Annotated in this window: 26 protein-coding genes; 17 read left to right on the top strand and 9 right to left on the bottom strand. The window is 42.8% G+C overall.

All coding sequences use genetic code 11. The annotated features are described in order from the left end of the window. Positions 1–24 precede the first annotated feature (24 nt). The gene (locus BUB08_RS13820; RefSeq protein ID WP_073002476.1) at positions 25–576 is read right to left on the bottom strand and encodes a CvpA family protein; all 552 of its coding nucleotides are present in this window, start codon (positions 574–576) and stop codon (positions 25–27) included. A gap of 104 nt (positions 577–680) precedes the next feature. Here BUB08_RS13820 and BUB08_RS13825 point away from each other — a divergent pair, with 104 nt between their 5' ends. The 3 genes from BUB08_RS13825 to BUB08_RS13835 are packed head-to-tail and all read left to right on the top strand — an operon-like array spanning position 681 to position 3,083. Further along, a complete protein-coding gene (locus tag BUB08_RS13825) occupies positions 681–1,172 on the top strand; it encodes an adenylyltransferase/cytidyltransferase family protein (protein ID WP_073002477.1) in 492 nt (163 codons plus the stop codon). Then, positions 1,172–2,530: a DNA repair protein RadA gene (gene radA / locus BUB08_RS13830; protein WP_073002478.1), complete on the top strand. Its 1,359-nt coding sequence runs from the start codon at positions 1,172–1,174 to the stop codon at positions 2,528–2,530. Before BUB08_RS13825 ends, radA begins: the two co-directional genes overlap by 1 nt. A gap of 1 nt (position 2,531) precedes the next feature. Continuing rightward, positions 2,532–3,083: a nitroreductase family protein gene (locus tag BUB08_RS13835; protein ID WP_073002479.1), complete on the top strand. Its 552-nt coding sequence runs from the start codon at positions 2,532–2,534 to the stop codon at positions 3,081–3,083. 5 nt (positions 3,084–3,088) lie between these two features. Here BUB08_RS13835 and BUB08_RS13840 read toward each other — a convergent pair whose 3' ends face one another. Beyond that, entirely contained in the window at positions 3,089–4,006 is a 918-nt protein-coding gene (locus BUB08_RS13840; RefSeq protein WP_073002480.1) for a sugar phosphate isomerase/epimerase family protein, read from the bottom strand. Positions 4,007–4,040: 34 nt separating this feature from the next. After that, on the bottom strand, positions 4,041–5,051 hold the full coding sequence (locus BUB08_RS13845; RefSeq protein ID WP_073002481.1) for an HU domain-containing protein: 1,011 nt from the start codon (positions 5,049–5,051) through the stop codon (positions 4,041–4,043). Positions 5,052–5,190: 139 nt separating this feature from the next. Between BUB08_RS13845 and galE the strand changes: the two genes are divergently transcribed. Further along, a complete protein-coding gene (gene galE / locus BUB08_RS13850) occupies positions 5,191–6,219 on the top strand; it encodes a UDP-glucose 4-epimerase GalE (protein ID WP_073002618.1) in 1,029 nt (342 codons plus the stop codon). A 271-nt stretch (positions 6,220–6,490) separates the two neighbouring features. Then, positions 6,491–7,540 carry a dTDP-glucose 4,6-dehydratase gene (rfbB, locus tag BUB08_RS13860; protein WP_073002483.1) on the top strand — a complete coding sequence of 350 codons (1,050 nt, stop codon included), beginning with the start codon at positions 6,491–6,493 and terminating at the stop codon, positions 7,538–7,540. A gap of 3 nt (positions 7,541–7,543) precedes the next feature. Here the strand turns inward: rfbB and BUB08_RS13865 are convergent, their stop codons facing one another. The 5 genes from BUB08_RS13865 to BUB08_RS13885 all read right to left on the bottom strand — a co-directional run bounded on the left by BUB08_RS13865 (position 7,544) and on the right by BUB08_RS13885 (position 11,526). Beyond that, the gene (locus tag BUB08_RS13865) at positions 7,544–7,876 is read right to left on the bottom strand and encodes an MGMT family protein (protein ID WP_073002484.1); all 333 of its coding nucleotides are present in this window, start codon (positions 7,874–7,876) and stop codon (positions 7,544–7,546) included. A 21-nt stretch (positions 7,877–7,897) separates the two neighbouring features. After that, positions 7,898–8,605, bottom strand: coding sequence for a tRNA (guanosine(46)-N7)-methyltransferase TrmB (gene trmB / locus BUB08_RS13870; RefSeq protein WP_245820205.1), 708 nt, complete (start codon positions 8,603–8,605; stop codon positions 7,898–7,900). Positions 8,606–8,624: 19 nt separating this feature from the next. Then, the gene (locus tag BUB08_RS13875; RefSeq protein WP_073002486.1) at positions 8,625–9,113 is read right to left on the bottom strand and encodes a gliding motility lipoprotein GldH; all 489 of its coding nucleotides are present in this window, start codon (positions 9,111–9,113) and stop codon (positions 8,625–8,627) included. Further along, positions 9,110–10,273, bottom strand: a complete 1,164-nt coding sequence (locus BUB08_RS13880; RefSeq protein WP_073002619.1) for a PSP1 domain-containing protein — start codon at positions 10,271–10,273, stop codon at positions 9,110–9,112. Before BUB08_RS13880 ends, BUB08_RS13875 begins: the two co-directional genes overlap by 4 nt. 128 nt (positions 10,274–10,401) lie before the next feature. Next, on the bottom strand, positions 10,402–11,526 hold the full coding sequence (locus tag BUB08_RS13885; RefSeq protein WP_073002487.1) for a DNA polymerase III subunit: 1,125 nt from the start codon (positions 11,524–11,526) through the stop codon (positions 10,402–10,404). A gap of 159 nt (positions 11,527–11,685) precedes the next feature. Here BUB08_RS13885 and BUB08_RS13890 point away from each other — a divergent pair, with 159 nt between their 5' ends. Both BUB08_RS13890 and BUB08_RS13895 read left to right on the top strand, forming a co-directional pair. Then, positions 11,686–12,879: a phosphoglycerate kinase gene (locus BUB08_RS13890; protein ID WP_073002620.1), complete on the top strand. Its 1,194-nt coding sequence runs from the start codon at positions 11,686–11,688 to the stop codon at positions 12,877–12,879. A 189-nt stretch (positions 12,880–13,068) separates the two neighbouring features. Beyond that, positions 13,069–13,260, top strand: coding sequence for a YgaP family membrane protein (locus tag BUB08_RS13895; protein ID WP_073002488.1), 192 nt, complete (start codon positions 13,069–13,071; stop codon positions 13,258–13,260). 173 nt (positions 13,261–13,433) lie between these two features. On the opposite strand, the gene BUB08_RS13900 is transcribed toward BUB08_RS13895, so the two are convergent. After that, positions 13,434–14,621, bottom strand: a complete 1,188-nt coding sequence (locus BUB08_RS13900) for a glycine C-acetyltransferase (protein ID WP_073002489.1) — start codon at positions 14,619–14,621, stop codon at positions 13,434–13,436. Between the two features lie 343 nt (positions 14,622–14,964). On the opposite strand from BUB08_RS13900, the gene BUB08_RS13905 reads away from it, so the two are divergent. The 10 genes from BUB08_RS13905 to atpH all read left to right on the top strand — a co-directional run bounded on the left by BUB08_RS13905 (position 14,965) and on the right by atpH (position 20,820). After that, positions 14,965–15,510 (top strand): YceD family protein, encoded by a 546-nt coding sequence (locus BUB08_RS13905; protein ID WP_139249715.1) that lies wholly within the window; start codon positions 14,965–14,967, stop codon positions 15,508–15,510. A gap of 12 nt (positions 15,511–15,522) precedes the next feature. Next, complete coding sequence (gene rpmF, locus BUB08_RS13910) at positions 15,523–15,708, top strand: 50S ribosomal protein L32 (protein WP_073002491.1); 186 nt, start codon at positions 15,523–15,525, stop codon at positions 15,706–15,708. Positions 15,709–15,893: 185 nt separating this feature from the next. Further along, the gene (locus tag BUB08_RS13915; protein ID WP_073002492.1) at positions 15,894–16,895 is read left to right on the top strand and encodes a beta-ketoacyl-ACP synthase III; all 1,002 of its coding nucleotides are present in this window, start codon (positions 15,894–15,896) and stop codon (positions 16,893–16,895) included. Positions 16,896–17,157: 262 nt separating this feature from the next. After that, positions 17,158–17,553: a bactofilin family protein gene (locus BUB08_RS13920; protein ID WP_083570781.1), complete on the top strand. Its 396-nt coding sequence runs from the start codon at positions 17,158–17,160 to the stop codon at positions 17,551–17,553. Further along, a complete protein-coding gene (locus BUB08_RS13925; RefSeq protein WP_073002494.1) occupies positions 17,522–17,743 on the top strand; it encodes an AtpZ/AtpI family protein in 222 nt (73 codons plus the stop codon). The genes BUB08_RS13920 and BUB08_RS13925 overlap by 32 nt, the downstream gene beginning before the upstream one ends. Further along, positions 17,740–18,138, top strand: coding sequence for a hypothetical protein (locus tag BUB08_RS13930; RefSeq protein ID WP_073002495.1), 399 nt, complete (start codon positions 17,740–17,742; stop codon positions 18,136–18,138). Before BUB08_RS13925 ends, BUB08_RS13930 begins: the two co-directional genes overlap by 4 nt. A gap of 125 nt (positions 18,139–18,263) precedes the next feature. After that, a complete protein-coding gene (atpB, locus tag BUB08_RS13935) occupies positions 18,264–19,388 on the top strand; it encodes a F0F1 ATP synthase subunit A (RefSeq protein ID WP_073002496.1) in 1,125 nt (374 codons plus the stop codon). 24 nt (positions 19,389–19,412) lie between these two features. After that, positions 19,413–19,685, top strand: coding sequence for an ATP synthase F0 subunit C (gene atpE / locus BUB08_RS13940; protein ID WP_245820206.1), 273 nt, complete (start codon positions 19,413–19,415; stop codon positions 19,683–19,685). 90 nt (positions 19,686–19,775) lie between these two features. Next, positions 19,776–20,270 (top strand): F0F1 ATP synthase subunit B, encoded by a 495-nt coding sequence (gene atpF / locus BUB08_RS13945; RefSeq protein WP_073002621.1) that lies wholly within the window; start codon positions 19,776–19,778, stop codon positions 20,268–20,270. Positions 20,271–20,274: 4 nt separating this feature from the next. Next, a complete protein-coding gene (gene atpH, locus BUB08_RS13950; RefSeq protein WP_073002498.1) occupies positions 20,275–20,820 on the top strand; it encodes an ATP synthase F1 subunit delta in 546 nt (181 codons plus the stop codon). Positions 20,821–20,830: the final 10 nt, after the last annotated feature.

The following is a 20,830-nucleotide window of genomic DNA, read 5'->3' on the forward strand; positions in this document are numbered from 1 at the left end:
CAATAGTTATTTCCGGTATCCACCTCACGCTTTAAACGCGTCTTTTATCTGGTCAATAACGTTTTCGTTTTCATCCTTCCCGTTTTCGGAATTGTCCCAGTTTCTGATGAATGGGAAAATAGCCGGAGCCAGTTTCCGAACGGGTTCATAAAGCTTTGATTCAGCTTTCGCTTCATTTGAAATAATTTTTACATCTTCATCAATTTTGTCGAAAACCAGCAAAACTATACTTAGCACAAGTGCCGATCTGAGAATGCCGAATACCAGTCCTGCCAACTTATTCAACACGCCAAGCATGGCAACTTCAATAAGCTTGTTTACTGAACTCCCCACAACGTGTACCAGAATTACAATGACAACAAACGTTACCACAAAAGAAATGATGTTTAAATAGTCGGTTTCGAGGTTGAAATGTTCAGTCAGAAAATCAGAAGTTATGTACGAAAATTCAATGGCTCCCCAAATGCCCAGAATTAATGCCGCCAGCGATGCCAGCTCTGAAACCAGCCCCTTTCTGAATCCGCCAATGGCAGCAACCAGCAGTACTATACCCAGAATAATATCGATGTAATTCATTTTTCAGTTTTCTTTTGGAACAGGTAAAAGTAGGAATAATTTCTAAAATTGCATTTTGAAACCACTCAGGTTTATTACTTTTGGGGCAAAGTTGCAAAAGGACTATGAAGTTTGATATCCAGACAAAAATATTCACTGATTTTGAGTCGTTTGAACCAACCCTGAAAAAATGGAGAGCGCAGGGAGACTCCGTTGTTTTTACAAACGGATGTTTTGATATTATCCATCACGGGCATGTAGATTCGTTACTAAAATCTTCTGCACTGGGAACCCATTTAATTGTAGGGCTGAATTCAGATGAGTCGGTAACACTGCTGAAAGGACGCGGCAGACCGGTTTTGAATGTTGATGCGCGCGCCAGTCTGTTGGCGGCTTTTGTGTTTGTGGATGCAGTAATTATTTTTCCTGAAGAAACCCCTGCCCGGCTAATAAAGCAAATTGTGCCGGACGTTCTGGTAAAAGGAAAAGAATACGAGTTGCACGAAATTGCCGGTCACGAAACGGTTTTGCAGAATAACGGGAAAGTAGAACGGTTGGATCTGGTTTCCGGAATTTCCACCTCAGAATTGATTGCACGAATTAAAAACCTCGATTAATGGCTCAGACAAAAACGGTTTACATTTGCCAGGACTGCGGCGCCCAGTCGCCAAAATGGATGGGAAAATGCCCTTCGTGTGGTGGATGGAATACGTTTGTCGAAGAAATTGTTGAGAAAAAGAAACCGGGGGCAGCCGCAGTAAATGCTGCAATTGGCAGTCAGCCGCTCACCCTGGAGCAGGTAACCACCGAAAAAATGGAACGCATTAAGGTCGGAATTACCGAGTTCGACCGCGTGCTGGGGGGCGGAATTGTTCCCGGCTCCATTGTGCTGCTGGGAGGTGAGCCGGGCATCGGAAAATCTACGTTGGTACTGCAAATGGCGTTGGGAATGACCCACAAAAAAATTCTGTATGTTTCCGGAGAAGAGAGCTTGCAACAGATTAAATTGCGGGCAGGCCGACTGGGAATGTACGGCAGCAATTGCCTGTTTTTAAGCGAAACTTCGCTTGGGAATGTGCTTGCGCAATCTGGGCAGGTAAAACCGGAACTGCTCATTATCGATTCCATCCAGACTCTCGCTTCAGAAAATTTAGAATCTTCGCCGGGTTCGGTAACACAGGTGCGCGAGTGCACTTCGGCTATTCTGAAGTACGCCAAACAAAATCATGTTGCTGTAATTTTAATCGGCCATATTAATAAAGAAGGAAGCCTTGCAGGGCCAAAAGTGTTGGAACACATTGTGGATTCAGTGTTGCAGTTTGAAGGCGATACCAACTATTTATATCGAATACTTCGTGCCAGCAAAAACCGCTTTGGCTCTACCAACGAGCTGGGCATTTTTGAAATGCGGGGCGATGGATTGCGGGAAATCCTGAATCCGTCTGAACAGCTTATTTCCAAAATAAGCGACGATGTAAGTGGCACTGCAGTGGCTGCCACCATCGAAGGAATCCGCCCGTTTCTTATAGAAATTCAGGCGCTGGTTAGTTCGGCTGCCTATGGAACGCCACAACGCTCTTCCACCGGGTTCGATTTACGCCGGCTGAACATGTTGCTGGCGGTACTCGAAAAAAGGGCCGGTTTTAAACTGCTTGCAAAAGATGTCTTTCTGAATATCGCCGGCGGGTTGCGAATAAATGACCCGGCCACCGACCTGGCCGTAATCTGTTCCATTCTTTCGTCGAACATCGATATTGCCATTGACCACCAGCTTTGCTTTACCGGAGAAGTTGGGCTTACCGGTGAAATTCGCGGAGTGAGCCGCATCGAACAACGCATTGCCGAAGCTGCAAAACTGGGATTTCAACGAATTTTTATTCCTGCGCTGAATAAAGGTTTTGACGGATCCAAGTTCTCCATCGAAATAGAAAGAGTATCTCGCGTAGAAGAAGTTTTCAGAAAAATATTCGGGTAAAATGATATCGTTTGAAGCATTAATCCACAGCCGCCAGAGTGTTCGAAAATACCAGAACAAACCGGTTGAGCGCGAAAAGATCGAAAAACTCATCGAAGCAGTGCATCTGGCGCCATCGGCCTGCAACTCACAACCCTGGAAATTAATAGTTGTTGATAACCCTGAACTGAAAAACGAAGTGGCTCAGGCGACTTTCAGTAAAACAATATCATTCAATAAATTTGCGCAGGAAGCCCCGGTAATAGCTGTCTTGATAATTGAAAAAGCAAAACTGATTGCACAAATAGGCGGGCTGGTAAAAAATCAGGAATACGTTCAGTATGATATCGGAATTGCAGCAGCTCATTTCTGTTTGCAGGCAGCCGAGCTGCAATTGGGAACCTGCATCATCGGGTGGTTTAACGGGAAGAAGATAAAGAAACTGCTGAATGTTCCCAAAAGCAAAAAAATAGGGTTGGTAATAACTTTAGGCTATCCGCCGGATGATTACAAACAGCGCAAAAAAATCCGCAAACCTGTTCAGGAGATCTGCGGATTCAATTCGTACTCATAATAATTTTATGCCAGGAATTGTTTAATGTAATTCCGGCTGGTTAAAATGGCCGATTCAATATCTTTTTCCGAGCCTTCGTAAGCTTTGTCTTCTACTTCAATGCAAACGGGGCCGCGGTATTTAACCGAAGTAAGTGCAGAGAAAAATCCTCTCCAGTTAACATCGCCCAACCCGGGAATTTTCGGGGAATGGTAATCCAGCGGATAGCCCATAATTCCTACTTCATTTAATTTCTCCGGATAAACTTTAACATCTTTCAGGTGAATGTGGAACAGCTTTTCATGAAAATCGTAAATGGGTTTTACCTCGTCCATTTGCATCCAAACCAGGTGCGAAGGATCGTAGTTTAGCCCAAATGCCGGACTTGGAATAATCTCGAACATTTTTTCCCAGATGGCGGGAGTAGTAGCCAGGTTTTTACCGCCGGGCCACTCGTCGCGGGTAAACAACATCGGGCAGTTTTCAATCCCTACTTTTATGTTGTTTTCTTCAGCCACTTTTATGATTCCCGGCCAGACTTCTGCAAACTTTTTCAGGTTGTCTTCAACGCTTTTTGCCGGGTCGCGTCCTACAAAAGTATTTACTACTCCAACCCCCAGCCGGGCGGCGGTACGAATAATTTTTTTGATGTGCTCAATGTAAACTTCCGCCTGTTTTTCGTCGGGATCAAGCGGATTAGGATAATAACCCAGTCCGGAGATGTACACATTGTTCAGCCCGAGTATATTTCGGATACTTGCCACATCTTCATCGCCGGTTTCATCAACATTAATGTGGGTTACTCCTGCATACCGGCGTTCTGCCTTACCCACCGGCCAACACATAATTTCCACACACTTAAACTGGTTTTTCGAGGCGAATTCTATCACCTCTTCAAAATTTTTCTCGGCCAGAATGGCGCTCACAAATCCTAAGTCTAACATAGTATTATGGTTTGAAATTGTTTTTGGCTACTTACTAAGGTGCCAGCACCCACACTCCCGAACCCGGGTGTTTATCCAAAAAATTATATTGTGCGCCGTATGCTTCTGTTTCGTTGTTGTAGGTTTCCAGCCCTACCAGAAAAAAGTTCCCACGTTTGCCCAAAAAGAACGGTTCAAATCCTTTCGCTTTCATGTGTTGAAAATATTCTTCGGCATTTTTTGCTTCCACAAAACTACCGCCTACAAGGTAAAATTTCGAAGAATCGATCTTAACAAAGTTCAATGAATCCATTGTTCCGGGCTCGGTCTTTACCGAGTCAATTGCCGGCGTGGCAACAGAATCTGTAGCCAAAACAGGTGGTTCTTCCTGCTGGGCAGGAGATTCAACAATTATTTCAACGAGTTTCGGAGGCTCCTGTCTCTCTTTTTTCAGGATAAAAAAACCAGCCGCAGCAACCGGAATAAGAATAAGCAAAAACCACAACCAGCCTCTTTTCTTCTTTTGTGTTGGTTCTTCAGGCTGCGGTTCAGCCTGCCTGAATGCCGCCATCGGATTCTCATCCGGCTCCGCTTCTTCGTCATTTTCAGCAGTAATAACCGGAGCGCTAACTTCTTCGTCAACTTCTTCCGGTTCCTCCTTTGTTGAAGTCACATCCAATCCAAATGCATCCAGCAGCAGGTTTTCTTTTTCAGAGGAGGTAAACTGAATTTCACGATTTTCATTATAAAAAATGGTTCCTGTATTTTCGATGGTAACTTTATCGCCTTTATCCAGATGGTAATAAATTTCTTCCAGCTCTTCGCCAATTTTCTGTAGCGCTTCTGATTCCGAAATTTGTTCGTCTGCGGCAATTTCATCTGCCAGCAGCCCGTCGTTATTTTTGATTTTAGAATCGAAATAAATTGCCTTGGAAGGCGGTGTCATTTCCCCCGATTTTTTATCTATCCGGGCCGGTTTATACTCAGAAATGAATGCACCGAAGCCGGGCACAATAACTGTTTCGTTTTCAAGCAGAAGATGTTGGATGTATTTGCCTAATTTCATGTTGATTGATTTGCAGGTGTAAAATTAAGAAAATAGCTGTTGGGGCAAAGGTTAAGTTTTATCAAAAAAATGGGGAACAACAAAATTCTGTTTTTCGGCTGCATGTAAAATGTTTAAATTTACCGGTAAAATCGAAAAAATGAGTAAAAAAATATTGGTGACAGGCGGAACCGGATACATTGGTTCGCATACAGTAGTAGAGTTGCAGGAGTCGGGCTACGAAGTGCTCGTGGTAGATAACCTTTCCAACTCGAGCATTGAAGTTCTCGACAGCATCGAGAAAATTACAGGGATAAAGCCATATTTCGAACAGTTTGATTTAGCCGACCAAAAGAAAACCGATGATTTTTTCCAACGGAATTCCGGGATTGAAGCCATCATACATTTTGCTGCTTCTAAAGCCGTGGGCGAATCAGTAGAAAAACCATTGCTGTACTACAGGAACAACCTGGTTACGATGATGAATTTGCTGGAATGCCAAATAAAATATGGCGTTCGGAACATTGTATTTTCATCGTCGTGCACTGTTTACGGGCAACCCAACAAACTTCCTGTAACCGAAGAAACTCCGCGAAAAGACGCCGAATCGCCTTACGGAAATACAAAAAGGGTAAACGAAGATATTTTGCACGATACCATTTTTGCAAACCCACAGCTTTGCGGAATTGCCCTTCGTTATTTTAACCCGGTAGGAGCGCATCCTTCTGCCTTAATTGGCGAGCTGCCATTGGGTGTACCACAAAACCTTGTGCCGTTTATTACACAAACCGCAGCAGGAATTCGCGAGGAGCTAAAAGTATTTGGAGATGATTACGATACGCCCGACGGGTCTGCAATTCGCGATTATATTCATGTTGTGGATTTGGCAAAAGCGCATGTGGTTGCCATCAAACGGTTGCTAAACGGAGACAATAAGAAAAACTACGAAGTTTTCAACCTAGGCACAGGCAACGGAGTGTCGGTGTTAGAAATGGTAAAAGGTTTTGAAAAAGCTACCGGAGTAAAACTGAACTACAAAATTGTTGGCCGTCGTGCCGGCGACATCGAAAAAATATGGGCAGACACCACTTTTGCAAACCAAGAACTGGGCTGGAAAGCCGAAAAAAACCTCGAAGAAACATTGAGCTCAGCCTGGAAGTGGGAAAAACACGTCAGAGGAATTAAGTAAAAAAGTACTAATAAATAGCCGGATCAATAGTTCTGTTTTGTAATCCGGGATTGAAAAAGCTGGCTTATTTGGTCAGCTTTTCATTTACCAGAAGAAATCGTTTGAACCGAAGGCTGCTTAAAACGATGGACAAAGTGCGGCTATTAAAGTTTGTTATTTCCAATATTTGGAATGATTTTTTAACTTCACAAAAAAATGGAACAGGAACAGGCGAAAAACGAAATTCTAACGTTCTAATTCCTCGTGTATTAATAAAATAATTGCAGAAGATATGAAAAACATCCTCATCACTGGCGGAGCCGGATTTATTGGCTCGCACGTTGTCCGTCTTTTTGTAAACAAGTATCCGGAATATAAAATTGTTAATCTCGATAAGCTGACTTACGCTGGCAACCTGGCCAACCTGAAAGATATTGAGAACAGCCCCAACTACGAATTTGTAAAAGGAGATATTGTTGATGGCGATTTTATTCTTAAACTTTTTGAAGAGCGACAATTCGATGGCGTAATACACCTGGCGGCCGAGTCGCATGTGGATCGTTCCATTTCTAACCCCACCGAATTTGTTTACACCAATGTAATCGGCACGGTTAATTTGCTGAATGCGGCCCGCAGCATCTGGAAAGAAAAAGAAGGGAAAAGGTTTTATCATATCTCAACCGACGAGGTTTACGGGTCGCTGGGCGAAGAGGGGATGTTTACCGAAGAAACCCGCTACGACCCGCATAGTCCGTATTCTGCATCCAAAGCCAGTTCCGATCATTTCGTGCGGGCATATCACGATACGTTTGGAATTCCGGTTGTTATTTCCAATTGTTCCAACAATTACGGGTCTTATCAGTTTCCCGAAAAATTGATTCCCCTGTTCATTCACAACATTAAAAACAACAAACCATTGCCGGTTTACGGAAAAGGAGAAAATATACGCGACTGGCTGTGGGTTGACGACCATGCGCGTGCCATCGATGTTATTTATCACAAAGGAGTGGCAGGAGAAACATACAATATTGGCGGATTTAACGAATGGAAAAACATCGATCTCATTCGGATAATTTGCCGGGTGATGGACAAAAAACTTGGTCGCCCCGAAGGAGAATCTGAAAAGCTTATCACCTTTGTAAAAGACCGTGCCGGGCACGATTTGCGCTACGCTATTGACGCCACAAAACTAAGGAAAGAACTGGGCTGGCAACCGTCGTTGCAGTTTGAGGAAGGCATTGAAAAAACCATCGGCTGGTATCTCGAAAATGAAGATTGGCTAAACAATGTAACGTCGGGAGACTACCAAAAATACTACGAAGAACAGTACGTAAAGCGCTAGAAATTATTCCATTTCCAACTCGGTTACCGGATCCCAAAAATATTTTTTGAAGTGAACGATCTGATCATCTTTCACTTCAATTCCTTCGTTTTCCAAAAGCTCTTTCATGGCATTTGGCGTGTCAAAATGATGTTTACCGGTGAGCATTCCGTTGCGGTTTACCACCCGGTGCGCCGGCACAAAACCGGAGTGGGTGTGCGAGGCATTCATTGCCCAGCCCACCATGCGTGCCGAACCGGCCGTGCCTAGGTATTTGGCAATTGCACCGTAAGAGGTCACTCTTCCCGAAGGAATTAATTTCACCACTTCGTAAACCCGGGTAAAAAAATCACTCATAAAAACCGATTGATTTATTAATTAAAGGTCTCGCGCACTTCGGCCAAAGCTCCGGTACTCATCTTTTTCAAATCCCGTTTCCGGTTCCGTCCATTCTTTTTCGTTCAACTGAAAAGCCAGGTATTTTATTGTAATTCCACGGCTTAGCCACTGTTTTTCGTAAAATGTTTTAATGCGGAGCGTGTCGTTCAGAATTTCAGATTCGTAAAGATTATCGGTCTCTGCAACTACGTTAAATGCATTTAAATGAACCAGCGCACGGGTGTACGAGTACTGAAATTTGCTGTCGGTTTTCAGGTGGATGACGCCAGTCTTTTTCAGGAACGGTTGGTAGCGTTTCAGAAAAAAAGTGGATGTAAGTCGTTTCCGCGTTTTCTTCATTTGTGGATCGGGAAAAGTAAGCCAGATCTCGTCCACCTCTTCCGGTGCAAAAAACTGGCCGATAATTTCAATGTTGGTACGCAAAAAGCCCACATTCTTCAACTCCTTTTCTGCGGCTATTTTAGCACCTTTCCACAACCGGGCCCCTTTGATGTCAACTCCCAAAAAGTTTTTGTCCGGATTTTTTTCCGCCAGTTCTACGGAGTACTCTCCTTTTCCACAGCCCAATTCCAGAATAATCGGATTATCGTTTCCAAAAAATTCCTTTCCCCATTTGCCTTTGAAAGGAGAATCGCTATTTTTTACTTGGTTGTAAGGAGCCTGAACCACATGTTCAAAGCCCTTCATTTCTTCGAATTTTGCCAGTTTATTTTTGCCCACTTCCAGTCACTTTTTCAACTCTAATACCAATGTCATGAATGCCGGATAAAACCTCGTCGCGCATGCCCTGCTGCAAGCTGATGGTGTATTCTCCGGAAACCGGGAAGTAAACATTTCGCCGGTACACGGACTGCAACGTTTTTAATCCGCCAAAACCTTCGCCCATCCAACGTCCCGAAGGATCAGCCATTACGATTTCGAAGGTATCTTTTAATATTTTATTCCCGGGTTGGGCTATTTCAACGAATAGCCACAAGTTGGAGTAGTTGTATTCGGTTTCGTTCCGAACCTGAATCAACAGATTGTGGTTTGCCAGCGTGTCGGTTATCTGCACGCGGAATACTTTAAGCGAGTCTTTGTTCCATTCAGAATCGGGGATTTCGAGGTATTGATCGAAAACCCGCGAAGAATCGCACGAGTATAAAATAACAGCCAGTGCAAACAGAAAAATGGCTACTCTGATAATCTTTTTCATTGCTTTCTCGGATTTCTATTGCGGCTTCGGCCCTGAGCCTGGTTGGCGTTGGGATTCCGATTGGGTTTGCGTCGTTTTTTCTTGCGTTGTTTATTTTGGGGCTTATTGAAACGGTTAATGTCTTCCTGCCCCACAACATTGAGAAAAGTATCTCCTGCATTTTGGGAATTCTCCTTCCCTTCAGAAATCAGCTTCTCGGGTTTTTTGCCTGAACGGTTCATCCGCTGTATTTTTTTCACCGTTTCAACCGGCAGTGCCACCAATGCAGATGGTGCATCGTCTATTTTAGAGTACCAGTAAATTCCTTTAAAAATGTCAGATTTAAGAAACTGATAGGTGCCAAATTCGGTTTCGAGAGGAATGTTATGCGGAGGAAAATTCTGTTGTGCATCAAGGTAGGAATCCACTTCAAAATTGAGGCAACATTTTAGCTTGCCACACTGCCCGGCCAGTTTCTGAGGATTGAGCGAAATTTCCTGATAACGGGCAGCATTGGTTGTTACCGAAACAAAACTGCAAATCCACGTTGAGCAGCAGAGTTCGCGGCCGCAGGGGCCAATTCCTCCTATCCGGCCTGCTTCCTGGCGCGCGCCAATCTGTTTCATCTCTACCCGAATGCGAAAAGTATCGGCAAGCACTTTTATTAGCTGACGAAAATCTACCCGCCCGTCTGCGATGTAGTAAAAAATTGCTTTGGTGCGGTCGCCCTGGTATTCCACATCCCCTATTTTCATGTCGAGATTAAGGCTGGCAGCAATTTGCCTCGATTGTAACATGGTCTCATATTCGAGCGAAATTGCCTCTTTCCATTTTTCAATGTCCATGGAACGCGCGTGGCGGTAAACTTTTCGCAATTCGCCATTTACCATGGTTGCCCGGTATTTCCGCAACTGGTGGGCTACCAGTTCCCCCGTTAGCGAAACAATTCCGATGTCATGTCCCGGGCTAGCCTCAACAGCCACCAGGTCACCAGATTGCAGTTTTAGCTGGTTTACATTCCTGTAATAGTCTTTCCGGGTGTTTTTAAACCGCACCTCAACAATGTTCGATTCATTCATCCCTTCCGGAATGTCTTTCATCCAGTCGGTAACATGCAGTTTATCGCAACCGCAGGTGGTGTGTGAGCAAATTCCCCGTTCAATAGCATCCAGATTTTCCATAAACTGCATTTCAGAATAAGGCGAAGACTTGAAAATACGTTAATTTTTTCGCACTACAATGGACAAAAATAATGATAAATAGGAATTTGGCGGCGAACCTGGCTGAAAAATGAGACTTTAAAATAATTCTAGCGTTTTATCAGCCTTACCATTCTGAGTGCCGTATCCAGAAAAATGATTTTTGCGTTCCCGTTCATGGAAATATGTTTTATTCCCAGTTCAAACTCTTTGGCAAAAGGAATTATGTTTCTTTCGTTAATGTAGGGCGCAAAACTTTCTCCCCAGACTCTCTCCTCCTTTTTCATGTAATTTAGCCCAGGGCGATTCATGTTCATCACAAAATATTCGCGACTAAGCCGCAGCGCAAAAGCAAAAAAAGCTTTTTGCCGGTCGCGCCCCTGTGCCGCCATTTCTTCGGCCCACTGGGTAAGTTCAAAAACCCTGCGTAAATATGCAAATCGCATCATCTCCTGAAATTTGGCAAAAAAGAAGGCAGTGCTTTCATCCGGATTTAAGTACTCCAGTGCAGTAATGTAATTCCCGTTGGAAAGCCCCACTACATCGTCGATTTGTTCTGCCGGGATTGAGCTATTTTCTTTCAACGCCAAGCGTATAGATTCTTTATCGATAAAAGGAACCTTTATGAGTTGGGTTCGGGAGCGGATGGTTGTAATCACCGCTTCCTCATCTTCTGTAATCAACAGGAAAAGTGTTTTGCTCGGCGGCTCTTCAATCAGTTTGAGCAATTTGTTGGCGCACGACTGGTGCATTTTTTCGGGCAGCCAGATTATCATCACTTTGTACTCCGATTCAAACGATTTCAGATTCAGCTTCCGGATAATGGAATCGCTTTCCCGCTCGTAAATCAGCCCCTGGGCATTTCCGTTCTCAATAAACCCGAGCCACTGGCTTAACGTAAAGTAAGGCGATTTATGAACCATCTCCCGCCATTTTGGAAGGAAGTCGTCCGAAATTGGCTTTTTAAACTCTTTTGTGGGAAAAACCGGAAATACAAAGTGCAGATCGGGATGAGCCAGTTTCTGATACTTTCGGCACGAAGGACACTCCCCGCATGAGTCGTTTTCTTTTCGATTTCGGCACGAAACATACTGCGCAAATGCCAGCGCCAGCGCCAGCTTTCCGGTTCCTTCAGGCCCCGTAAACATTAGCGCATGGCTTATTCGCTCCTCTTTAACAGAGCGGATAAGTCGCTCTTTAATCTTTTCCTGACCAATTATATCTTTAAAAAACATAGTCCAAAAATAGTGGTTTTAACACTCATTCGGGCATGCAATTTGCCCATTTGTGAAACATTTTTTAATTCGGAGATTTCTCGTTACCCCCACCGTTTTCAGCCAGATATATTTTTTATCTTTGATAAAATTTTCACGAATTCATTAAAAACGAATAAAATGCAAACAATTCACAACTACAATTTTTCAGGAAAAAAGGCGCTTATCCGCGTGGACTTTAACGTGCCTTTAAATGAAAATTTTGAAATTACCGATGATACCCGCATGAGGGCTGCTCTCCCTACCATTAAAAAAGTGATAGAAGAAGGTGGTTCTCCTATTATTATGTCGCATTTTGGCAGGCCAAAAAACGGTCCTGAAGATAAATTTTCCATGCGTCATTTGGTAGGTCATCTGAGCGAACTGCTGGGCGTTGAAGTAAAACTTGCTCCCGATTGCATTGGCGACAAGGTAAAAGAAATGGCTGCTGCTTTAAAACCGGGTGAAGTTTTAATGCTGGAAAATTTGCGTTTCCACGAAGGAGAACAAAAAGGTGATGAAGAGTTTGCCAAACAACTGGCCGAAAACGGAGATTGCTGGATTAATGATGCTTTTGGAACAGCACACCGTGCGCACGCGTCAACAGCCATCATCGCAAAATTTTTCCCGAATGACAAAATGTTCGGGTACCTGATTGAAAGCGAAGTAGAAAGTCTCGACAAAGTGGTAAAAAATCCGAAACGCCCGCTTACTGCAATTATGGGTGGTGCTAAAGTTTCTACTAAAATTACCATTATCGAAAACCTGCTGAGCAAGGTAGACAACCTGATTTTAGGTGGTGGAATGACCTACACTTTCGTAAAAGCCAATGGCGGCGAAGTAGGCGGTTCTATTTGCGAACCTGACTTTTTGGATACAGCCCGCAACATTGAAAAACTTGCTAAAGAAAAAGGAGTGAACCTGATTATGGCAACTGACGTTGTTGCTGCTGACGATTTCAGCGAAAAAGCCAACACCAAAGTTGTTGCTGCAGGTGAAATTCCCGAAGGCTGGGAAGGCCTTGACGCCGGCCCGGAAAGTATCGCAAAATTCAAAGAAGTAATTGAAAATTCTGCTACCATTTTATGGAATGGCCCCGTAGGCGTTTTCGAAATGGATAAATTTGCTACAGGCTCAAAAGCCATTGGTGACGCTATTGTAGAAGCGACTAAAAAAGGCGCTTTCTCATTGGTTGGCGGCGGCGATTCAGTTGCTTGTGTAAATAAATTTAATCTTGCTGATGGAATGTCCTACATTTCAACAGCCGGAGGTGCTTTGCTCGAATACCTCGAAGGAAGAGTACTCCCGGGAGTTGCAGCGGTTAGAGGAGAATAAAATATACATTTGAATCGAAACAGGTTCAACTGAAAATGATACGGAAACCCGGAGTGAAAACTTCGGGTTTTTTAGTGTAAAACAGCAAAAATAACGTAGCCGAAAAAACACCGATGTAATTTTGGCAAGCAAGTTTAAACCTATTTTGATAAAAACCGTTCAAGTATTTAAATTCTAAAAAGCAGTATTATGGAATGCAATGTAGGTTCTGTTGACAGGTTGTTGAGAATTATTGTTGGTTTGGTAGTTGCCATTGTAGGTGTAATTTTTGATAGTTGGTGGGGACTTGTTGGTTTGATTCCGCTATCTACCGGGCTGTTCAAGTTCTGTCCGCTTTACATTCCACTTAAAATCAACACTTCAGAAAACAAGAAAAAGTAAATCTGCCTTTTTTTGCCTGGCAAATAGTTTTTTTCTGAAAAAAGTTATCGCCTAAACAAATGTGTTTTAAGTGGGTTTGGTTGTGAATATTGTCTGCAAAAGAATAAACAAACGAACTATTTCAATAGCCAAAAAAAAGGGGTGTCCACTTGAAGCACCCCTTCTTTTCGAAATTAAATAATTTTCAACTCTTTCCCGACCTTTATAAAAGCATCTACAGCCGTATCAATTTCTTCAAAACTGTGGGCAGCCGAAAGCTGAACCCGAATACGGGCTTTACCGCGCGGAACTACCGGATAACAGAATCCGATTACGTAAACACCCTCTTTTAGTAATTCATCGGCAAACTTTATAGCCAGCGGCTCGTCGTATATCATTACCGGAACAATTGCAGTATTTCCTTTCACCAGGTCGAATCCTGCTTTTTCCATTTTATCCCTGAAATATTTGGCATTCTCCATGGTTTTGGCAGGCAGTTTATCCGATTCGCCAAGTATTTCCAACACTTTTAACGTTGCACCAACTGTTGCCGGCGCCAGCGTGTTGGAAAACAAGTACGGACGTGAGCGCTGCCTCAACATTTCAATAATTTCTTTCCGTCCCGAAGTACATCCTCCGTTTCCTCCTCCCAGCGCTTTTCCGAATGTTGTGGTAATAATATCAATTTTCCCAAGCAACCCGAAGTGCTCTGCTGTTCCACGACCGTTTTTCCCCACATAGCCGGTGGCGTGCGAATCATCAACCATCACCAACGCATCGTATTTATCGGCCAGTTCCACTATTTCTGGCAGTTTTGCCATATCACCGTCCATTGAAAAAACACCGTCGGTAACAATCAATCTGTATTTTGCCCCGGCAGCTTCTTTCAGGCAGTTTTCCAGCTCCTGCATGTTAGAATGCTTATACCGATAACGTTGCGCTTTACAAAGCCGCACGCCGTCGATAATGGATGCGTGGTTCAGCTCGTCAGAAATAATTGCCGAATCGTCACCGAGGAGTGGTTCGAAAACACCTCCGTTTGCATCAAAACATGCACAGTATAAAATGGTATCTTCCGTTCCCAGAAATTCCGAAACCTTTAATTCCAGTTCTTTGTGAATTTCCTGAGTACCGCAAATAAACCTGACTGAGGACAGTCCGAATCCCCAATAATTCATTATTTCCTGAGCTGCTTTTACCACTTCCGCATGCTTTGCCAACCCAAGGTAGTTGTTGGCACAGAAGTTCAACACGGTTTCCCCTGATGTAACACGAATCTCTGAATCTTGTGCCGAGGAAATTATTCGTTCCGCTTTGTACAATCCCTGCTCCTTTAATTCTTCTAATGTTTTCAGCAGGTCTTCTTTCATTTGGCCGTACATAAATATTGTATTTTAGTGTTATTATCTCTTTGCAAAAGTCTGATTAAACGCTGTGTGGCAAGCTCCTATTTTCAAACAAACTACCGGCTGAGTTCTATGTCATCCCAGGCAAGTTTCTCCCGAGCTTTTTAGCATTCCTGCAAATTTTAACAATTCTTTTCTATTCGAAAAATAAGATCCACAAAATAAAAAAACATATTTCAGATAAAGCGTGATAAAAGGCAGAATTGATTTTTCAGAGGAAGGTTTCAGGTAATCAATTCTCCCTTAAAAAGATAAATACATGAAATTAACACATGATTTATAAGAATACCTTTCCCCCATTTCCAAAAAATTTATACTTTTGCAACACTTTTTTCGAACCATGGGCTGGAGATCAAAATACGATGTGGAATTTAAAGGTCTGAAAGAAGGCCTGCACGAGTTCGAATTTGAAATTCGAGACGAGTTCTTTGAACACTTTGAACAAGGGCTGATTAGCGTTGGCAACGTTGACGTAAAAGTGAAGCTCGAAAAACGGAGTTCGTTTTTAAAGCTGCACTTTAAACTGAAAGGATGGGTAGAACTCACCTGCGACCGTTGCCTCGAAAATTACAGACAGAAGATAAAGCATAAGAGTGAACTTTTTGTAAAGTTTGGCGAAAGCGATTACGAAGATGATGAAATCGTATGGGTTTCGCCCGAAAAGAACCAGATTAACCTGGCTCAGCTGATTTACGAATACATTATACTCAGCATTCCAATCAGGCATGTTCATCCCGAAAAAAAAGGAGTTAGCGGATGCGATGCTGAAATGCTGGAGAAATTAAAAAAATACGAACATAAAGAAGAAGAAAAACAGGATACCGATCCGCGATGGGCGGCCCTGAAAAACTGGAATAATAATTAAATTTGAAATATCATGGCACATCCAAAGAGCAAAACATCGAAAACGAGAAGGGATAAAAGACGTACACATTACAAAGCCACCCTTCCTACCCTTGCTACTTGTTCAAACTGCGGAGCAACGGTAAAATATCATCACATTTGTCCTGAATGCGGATACTACAGAGGCAAACAGGTAATTGAAAAAGACATTGCAGTTTAAAGAAACTGGTCAGATAATCTGGCCAGTTTTTTTTGTCTTATAAGCAGACTTTTCGAACCCCACAATTAATTGTTCAACAAAAACTTAAGTATTATTTAATATCCGCCCCCTTTCTTGCCGGCAAAATACATTCTCGTCTTATATTCATTATATCTTCGCAGCCTTAATTACAAACTTTCATTTCAATGGCAAAAATCAGGGCAGCAATTACCGGCGTAGGCGCTTACTTACCAGAATACAGATTAACCAATGACGAGCTGAGTACCATGGTCGATACCTCAGACGAATGGATTATGCAGCGCATTGGGATTAAAGAACGCCGTATTCTGAAGGACGAAGGAAAAGCTACCAGTTTTATGGGAGAAGAAGCAGTAAAAGAACTGCTAAAAAAAACAAACACTTCGCCAGACGATGTGGATGTACTTATTTGCGCCACCATTACTCCCGACATGCCATTTCCGGCAACTGCCAATATCATAGCTCATAAAGCGGGCATTCGCAATGCCTGGAGTTTCGATCTTAATGCTGCCTGTTCAGGATTCATTTTTGCTCTGGCAACGGCCACCCAGTTTATTGAATCGGGCCGGTACCGCAAAGTAATTGTAGTAGGTGCAGATAAAATGTCGGCAATTACCAATTACACTGACCGCACAACCTGTCCACTTTTTGGTGATGCCGGAACTGCGGTAATGCTGGAACCAACCCACGAAGATGTTGGCATAGTCGACTACATCCATCGGGTAAACGGGCTTGGGCGCCACCACCTGCACATGAAAGCCGGCGGTTCTATGCGACCGGCCTCGTGCGAGACAGTAGAAAACGGAGAGCACTACATCTACCAGGATGGCCAAACCGTTTTTAAATATGCAGTTACGGGAATGGCAGATGTAGCCGCTGAAATAATGGAACGCCACCAGCTACATTCAGACGATGTTTCCTGGCTCGTCCCCCACCAGGCCAACATGCGAATAATTGATGCCACCGCCAGAAGAATGGGGCTCAACAAAGACAAGGTAATGATCAACATCACGAAATACGGCAATACAACTGCTGCAACAATTCCTCTTTGCTTGTGGGACTACGAAAAACAGCTAAAAAAAGGAGACAAAATAATTCTTGCTGCTTTTGGAGCCGGATTTACCTGGGGAAGCGTTTACCTGAAATGGGCGTACGACACACCTCAATAAACCTGTAAGTTTTTTAGAACTCATTGTAGCCAACCTGCCTTTTGTTCAAACACATTAAAATTGCATACAACTATTGTTGTACACAGAATTATTTGTAATTTCAGCCGGATTTTAAAAAAACTGAAAAATATTTTCCGCAAAAATCTGTTTTCTTGGGGGAATACAAATCAGTATAAATCGTTTTAAGCTATTTATTCTGAAGAAATAAGAACAGCAAATACGATTCGGACGCTAAGAACATCTTTTAAAAATGAAATTTAAAATGGCAAAGCAAACATCAAACTACAACGACAACCTCAACCAATCCATAAACATCATTGACGAAGGGACACTTATAAAAGGTGACATTTCAGCCAATGGAGACATTCGGATTGACGGGGAACTGAATGGGAACATCAACGCCAAAGGGAGGCTTGTGATTGGCCCGAAAGGGAAAGTTGAAGGAGAGATAAATTGCAGTAACATCGAAGTTTCAGGGTATATTAAGGGGAAAGTTACCGTGTCTGAATTGCTTACCATGAAATCATCTGCACGCATTTACGGAGATGTAGTTGCCGGAAAACTGTCGGTAGAACCGGGTTCGCTTTTCACCGGAACCTGTACCATGGGAGATTCCAAAGGGAAAGATGAAAAAACAACTCAAAAAGAACAAAAATAAATTCGATTCCTTCATTCGTTACTCCAGCCTGGCTTTTGAAATGATGGCGATAATTGCCCTTGGAACATTTCTGGGGTTTAAAATCGACCAATGGATGAACAACGAATTTAAAGGATTTACACTAGGCCTTATGATACTGTCGGTAATCGGCTCGGTAGCATACGCCATTCGAAACCTCTTAAAAAAATGAAAAAAACGTTCCCTAAATTCTTCACAAAAGCAATTACAGCAGCCGCAATTCTGGCATTTCTCGGATGGGTTGCATTCAACTTTATTTTTACCGGGCAGTACCTGCCTGTTTTACCTTGGATGCTTATTTTCTTTTTAGTGGTGACACTCGTTTCGTATTACTCTCAGGTTCGTGTGGCACAAAACGACCCGGCCCGCTTTCCCAGAACAACCATGCTGGTTTCATTTTTACGACTGGTAGTTTATTCTGCCTTTGCCTTCGGATACCTGGCCAAAAGACCGGAAAAAGCAGCTGTTTTTGTAGTTTGCCTTGCAATTACCTATCTGGTATTTACATTTATTGAAGTTTCGGATCTTTCGCGAGTTTCACGGAAGTCAAAAACCCGGGAAAAGTAGACAGAAATTAGCCCCGATCTTTAAAAAAATATAAAAAAATCTTTTAATAATGGATTAATACCCAAATAAATCACCCCACGTGGAAAAATACTGTATTTTTGCGTAGCTCAAATAACAAGAAAGCTATGTTTATTTTAGACAAGAGGTGGGGGTTATTATTAACCTTTATACTAACGGTATTTTGGGTAGATCCATTAATTGCCCGGGGAGAAGAAGCTCATGGCAGTTATTCAGGAGAAAAAGAACACGCAGAAGAGAAATTTGACGCAGGACATTTTGTAATTGAGCATGTTTTAGATGCGTACGAATGGCACATTGCCTCTGTTGGCGAAACGCACATAACCGTGCCACTTCCTGTAATTCTCTTCAGCCGGCATCCCGAACTACACGAAGGCAAAAAGCTGCATGTTTTTATGTCTTCCAAATTTCATCATGGACACGATGACTACATGGGGTTTCGAATTTCAGCAAGCGAAAAAAACAAAGGCAAAATTGTAGAACTCGACAACCAGGGGCAGGAACTCGGAAAGCCGCTGGATCTTTCCATTACCAAAACAATTACCGGAGTTCTGGTTTCTGTTGTGGTATTGTTTTCCCTTTTGTTTGCGGCCGTTCGAACCGCCAAACACAACCGGGGAAAAGCGCCGTCTGGAGTCCAAAACCTTATTGAGCCGGTTATTGTTTTTATCCGCGATGAAATTGCAAAACCTTCAATTGGTGAAAAGAAGTACAAAAAGTTTATGCCCCCGCTCCTTACGCTCTTCTTTTTTATACTGCTAAATAATTTACTGGGATTGATTCCCATTTTCCCTTTTGGAGCCAACGTTACCGGGAATATTGCCATAACAATGGTTTTGGCGCTGTTTACTTTTTTTGTTACCAACCTCAGGGGCAACAAGCATTACTGGAAAGAAATATTCAATCCGGATGTACCCATGTGGCTAAAAATCCCGATTCCGTTAATGCCATTGCTGGAAATATCGGGAATGATAACAAAACCATTTGTATTGATGGTTCGTTTGTTTGCCAACATGCTGGCAGGCCACCTCATTGTTACGGTTTTTCTTAGCCTGATCTTTATTTTTAGCAGCCTGATGGGGCCAATTGCCGGATACGGCGTAAGTCCGGTTTCAGTATTATTTGCAGTGTTTATTATGCTGCTCGACGTTTTAGTTTCGTTCATACAAGCTTATGTTTTTACTCTGCTTTCAGCCATCTATTTTGGAATGGCCACGGCAGAACATCATTAATATTAATTTTTAAAATTAGATGCTATGTTATCAATGGTTTTGAGCATTTTGCTACAAGTTTCAGAAGCGGCAGCTAAAGCTAACTTTAGTGAACTTGGCGCTGCTTTTGGTGCAGGAATTATTGCTTTCGGTGCGGCCTACGGAATCAGCCGTATTGGTTCAAGTGCTATGGAAGCAATTGCCCGGCAACCTGAAGCAAGCGGCGACATCCGCTCTAACATGATTGTTTCAGCGGCGTTAATCGAAGGAGTTTGTTTCTTCGCAGTTATCGTTTGTGCGCTTATTCTGTTTGTGTAGCGACCTTATTTCGGCAACAATTTTTGGGATTGCCAAAGATTGTTGCCCTTTTACAGAACTCAGAAATTAAAAAATATAAATCAGAAAGATATGGAACTGGTTACTCCGAATTTAGGAACAATTTTTTGGATGGTCATCATCTTTGGAGTGGTGGCATTTGTGTTGAAAAAATTCGCATGGAGACCCATTCTTAATGCTTTAACCGAGCGGGAAGAGTCCATTGAAAACGCATTGCACGAAGCCGAAAGAGCCCGGAAAGAAATGGCGAAGCTGAAAGCAGGAAACGAACAGCTTTTGGCCGAAGCCCGGAAGGAAAAAGAAAGCATCCTCAGGGAAGCCATGAATTTAAAGGATGGCATTATTGCCGAAGCAAAAGACAAGGCTGCTGCCGAAACTCAAAAAAACATAGAAAACGCCAGGCAGCAAATCGAAAACGAAAAAGCAAAAGCCATTAACGAAATGAAGCAACAAATGTCGGAACTTTCGTTGCTTATTGCAGAAAAAGTCATTCGAAAAGAAATGGCCGACAACAAACAGCAGCAGGAAATGGTTAATAAGCTGGTTGAAGGAATAAAACTGAATTGAGAAAATGAGTGAAAGCGCAATTACGGTAAGATATGCCAAAGCTCTTTTTTCGCTGGCAAAAGAAAAAGGCAAGCTTAACCAGTTGAAAGAAGACATGGAGCTGATCTCAGATGCCTGCAGCCACTCCGAAGAATTTATACTGTTACTGAAAAGCCCGGTGGTAAAAACTTCGGAAAAGACAAACATCATTCAACTCATTTTTCAGGAGAAAATAAAAGAACTCTCCCTTCAATTTCTTGAACTGGTTATTAAAAACAGGCGAGAACATCTTATTCCTTCGATGTGCCGGAGTGTTTTAACGCTCATTAGAAAAGAAAAGGGCATTAAAACAGCAGTAATTACCACAGCCCAGGCTTTTGATCAGGAGTTTCTGGACAAGGCAACAAAAATTCTGGAAAAAGAAATGGGGACAAAAGTTGAACTCGCAGCAAAAGTAAACCCGAACCTCATTGGAGGAATGGTTTTGCGAATTGACGACAAACAATACGATGCCAGCATTTTAACGCAACTCAGAAAACTGAAGCAGGAAATGCTGAAAGCACAATTGTAAAATAAAAAGA

The sequence above is a fragment of the Mariniphaga anaerophila genome, assembly GCF_900129025.1.
Classification (GTDB): domain Bacteria; phylum Bacteroidota; class Bacteroidia; order Bacteroidales; family Prolixibacteraceae; genus Mariniphaga; species Mariniphaga anaerophila.

Excerpts from the sequence above, each read along its gene's own strand:
- BUB08_RS13875 (WP_073002486.1), bottom strand. The coding sequence starts at position 9,113 with ATGAAAAAGATTATCAGAGTAGCCATTTTTCTGTTTGCACTGGCTGTT.
- atpF (WP_073002621.1), top strand. The coding sequence starts at position 19,776 with ATGGAACTGGTTACTCCGAATTTAGGAACAATTTTTTGGATGGTCATC.
- BUB08_RS13920 (WP_083570781.1), top strand. The coding sequence starts at position 17,158 with ATGGCAAAGCAAACATCAAACTACAACGACAACCTCAACCAATCCATA.
- rfbB (WP_073002483.1), top strand. The coding sequence starts at position 6,491 with ATGAAAAACATCCTCATCACTGGCGGAGCCGGATTTATTGGCTCGCAC.
- BUB08_RS13890 (WP_073002620.1), top strand. The coding sequence starts at position 11,686 with ATGCAAACAATTCACAACTACAATTTTTCAGGAAAAAAGGCGCTTATC.
- BUB08_RS13825 (WP_073002477.1), top strand. The coding sequence starts at position 681 with ATGAAGTTTGATATCCAGACAAAAATATTCACTGATTTTGAGTCGTTT.
- BUB08_RS13915 (WP_073002492.1), top strand. The coding sequence starts at position 15,894 with ATGGCAAAAATCAGGGCAGCAATTACCGGCGTAGGCGCTTACTTACCA.
- BUB08_RS13895 (WP_073002488.1), top strand. The coding sequence starts at position 13,069 with ATGGAATGCAATGTAGGTTCTGTTGACAGGTTGTTGAGAATTATTGTT.
- galE (WP_073002618.1), top strand. The coding sequence starts at position 5,191 with ATGAGTAAAAAAATATTGGTGACAGGCGGAACCGGATACATTGGTTCG.
- rpmF (WP_073002491.1), top strand. The coding sequence starts at position 15,523 with ATGGCACATCCAAAGAGCAAAACATCGAAAACGAGAAGGGATAAAAGA.
- BUB08_RS13925 (WP_073002494.1), top strand. The coding sequence starts at position 17,522 with ATGAAAAAACAACTCAAAAAGAACAAAAATAAATTCGATTCCTTCATT.
- BUB08_RS13845 (WP_073002481.1), bottom strand. The coding sequence starts at position 5,051 with ATGAAATTAGGCAAATACATCCAACATCTTCTGCTTGAAAACGAAACA.
- trmB (WP_245820205.1), bottom strand. The coding sequence starts at position 8,605 with ATGAAGGGCTTTGAACATGTGGTTCAGGCTCCTTACAACCAAGTAAAA.
- BUB08_RS13835 (WP_073002479.1), top strand. The coding sequence starts at position 2,532 with ATGATATCGTTTGAAGCATTAATCCACAGCCGCCAGAGTGTTCGAAAA.
- atpE (WP_245820206.1), top strand. The coding sequence starts at position 19,413 with ATGTTATCAATGGTTTTGAGCATTTTGCTACAAGTTTCAGAAGCGGCA.
- BUB08_RS13820 (WP_073002476.1), bottom strand. The coding sequence starts at position 576 with ATGAATTACATCGATATTATTCTGGGTATAGTACTGCTGGTTGCTGCC.
- BUB08_RS13840 (WP_073002480.1), bottom strand. The coding sequence starts at position 4,006 with ATGTTAGACTTAGGATTTGTGAGCGCCATTCTGGCCGAGAAAAATTTT.
- BUB08_RS13885 (WP_073002487.1), bottom strand. The coding sequence starts at position 11,526 with ATGTTTTTTAAAGATATAATTGGTCAGGAAAAGATTAAAGAGCGACTT.
- BUB08_RS13865 (WP_073002484.1), bottom strand. The coding sequence starts at position 7,876 with ATGAGTGATTTTTTTACCCGGGTTTACGAAGTGGTGAAATTAATTCCT.
- BUB08_RS13900 (WP_073002489.1), bottom strand. The coding sequence starts at position 14,621 with ATGTACGGCCAAATGAAAGAAGACCTGCTGAAAACATTAGAAGAATTA.
- radA (WP_073002478.1), top strand. The coding sequence starts at position 1,172 with ATGGCTCAGACAAAAACGGTTTACATTTGCCAGGACTGCGGCGCCCAG.
- BUB08_RS13880 (WP_073002619.1), bottom strand. The coding sequence starts at position 10,273 with ATGGAAAATCTGGATGCTATTGAACGGGGAATTTGCTCACACACCACC.
- atpH (WP_073002498.1), top strand. The coding sequence starts at position 20,275 with ATGAGTGAAAGCGCAATTACGGTAAGATATGCCAAAGCTCTTTTTTCG.
- atpB (WP_073002496.1), top strand. The coding sequence starts at position 18,264 with ATGTTTATTTTAGACAAGAGGTGGGGGTTATTATTAACCTTTATACTA.
- BUB08_RS13930 (WP_073002495.1), top strand. The coding sequence starts at position 17,740 with ATGAAAAAAACGTTCCCTAAATTCTTCACAAAAGCAATTACAGCAGCC.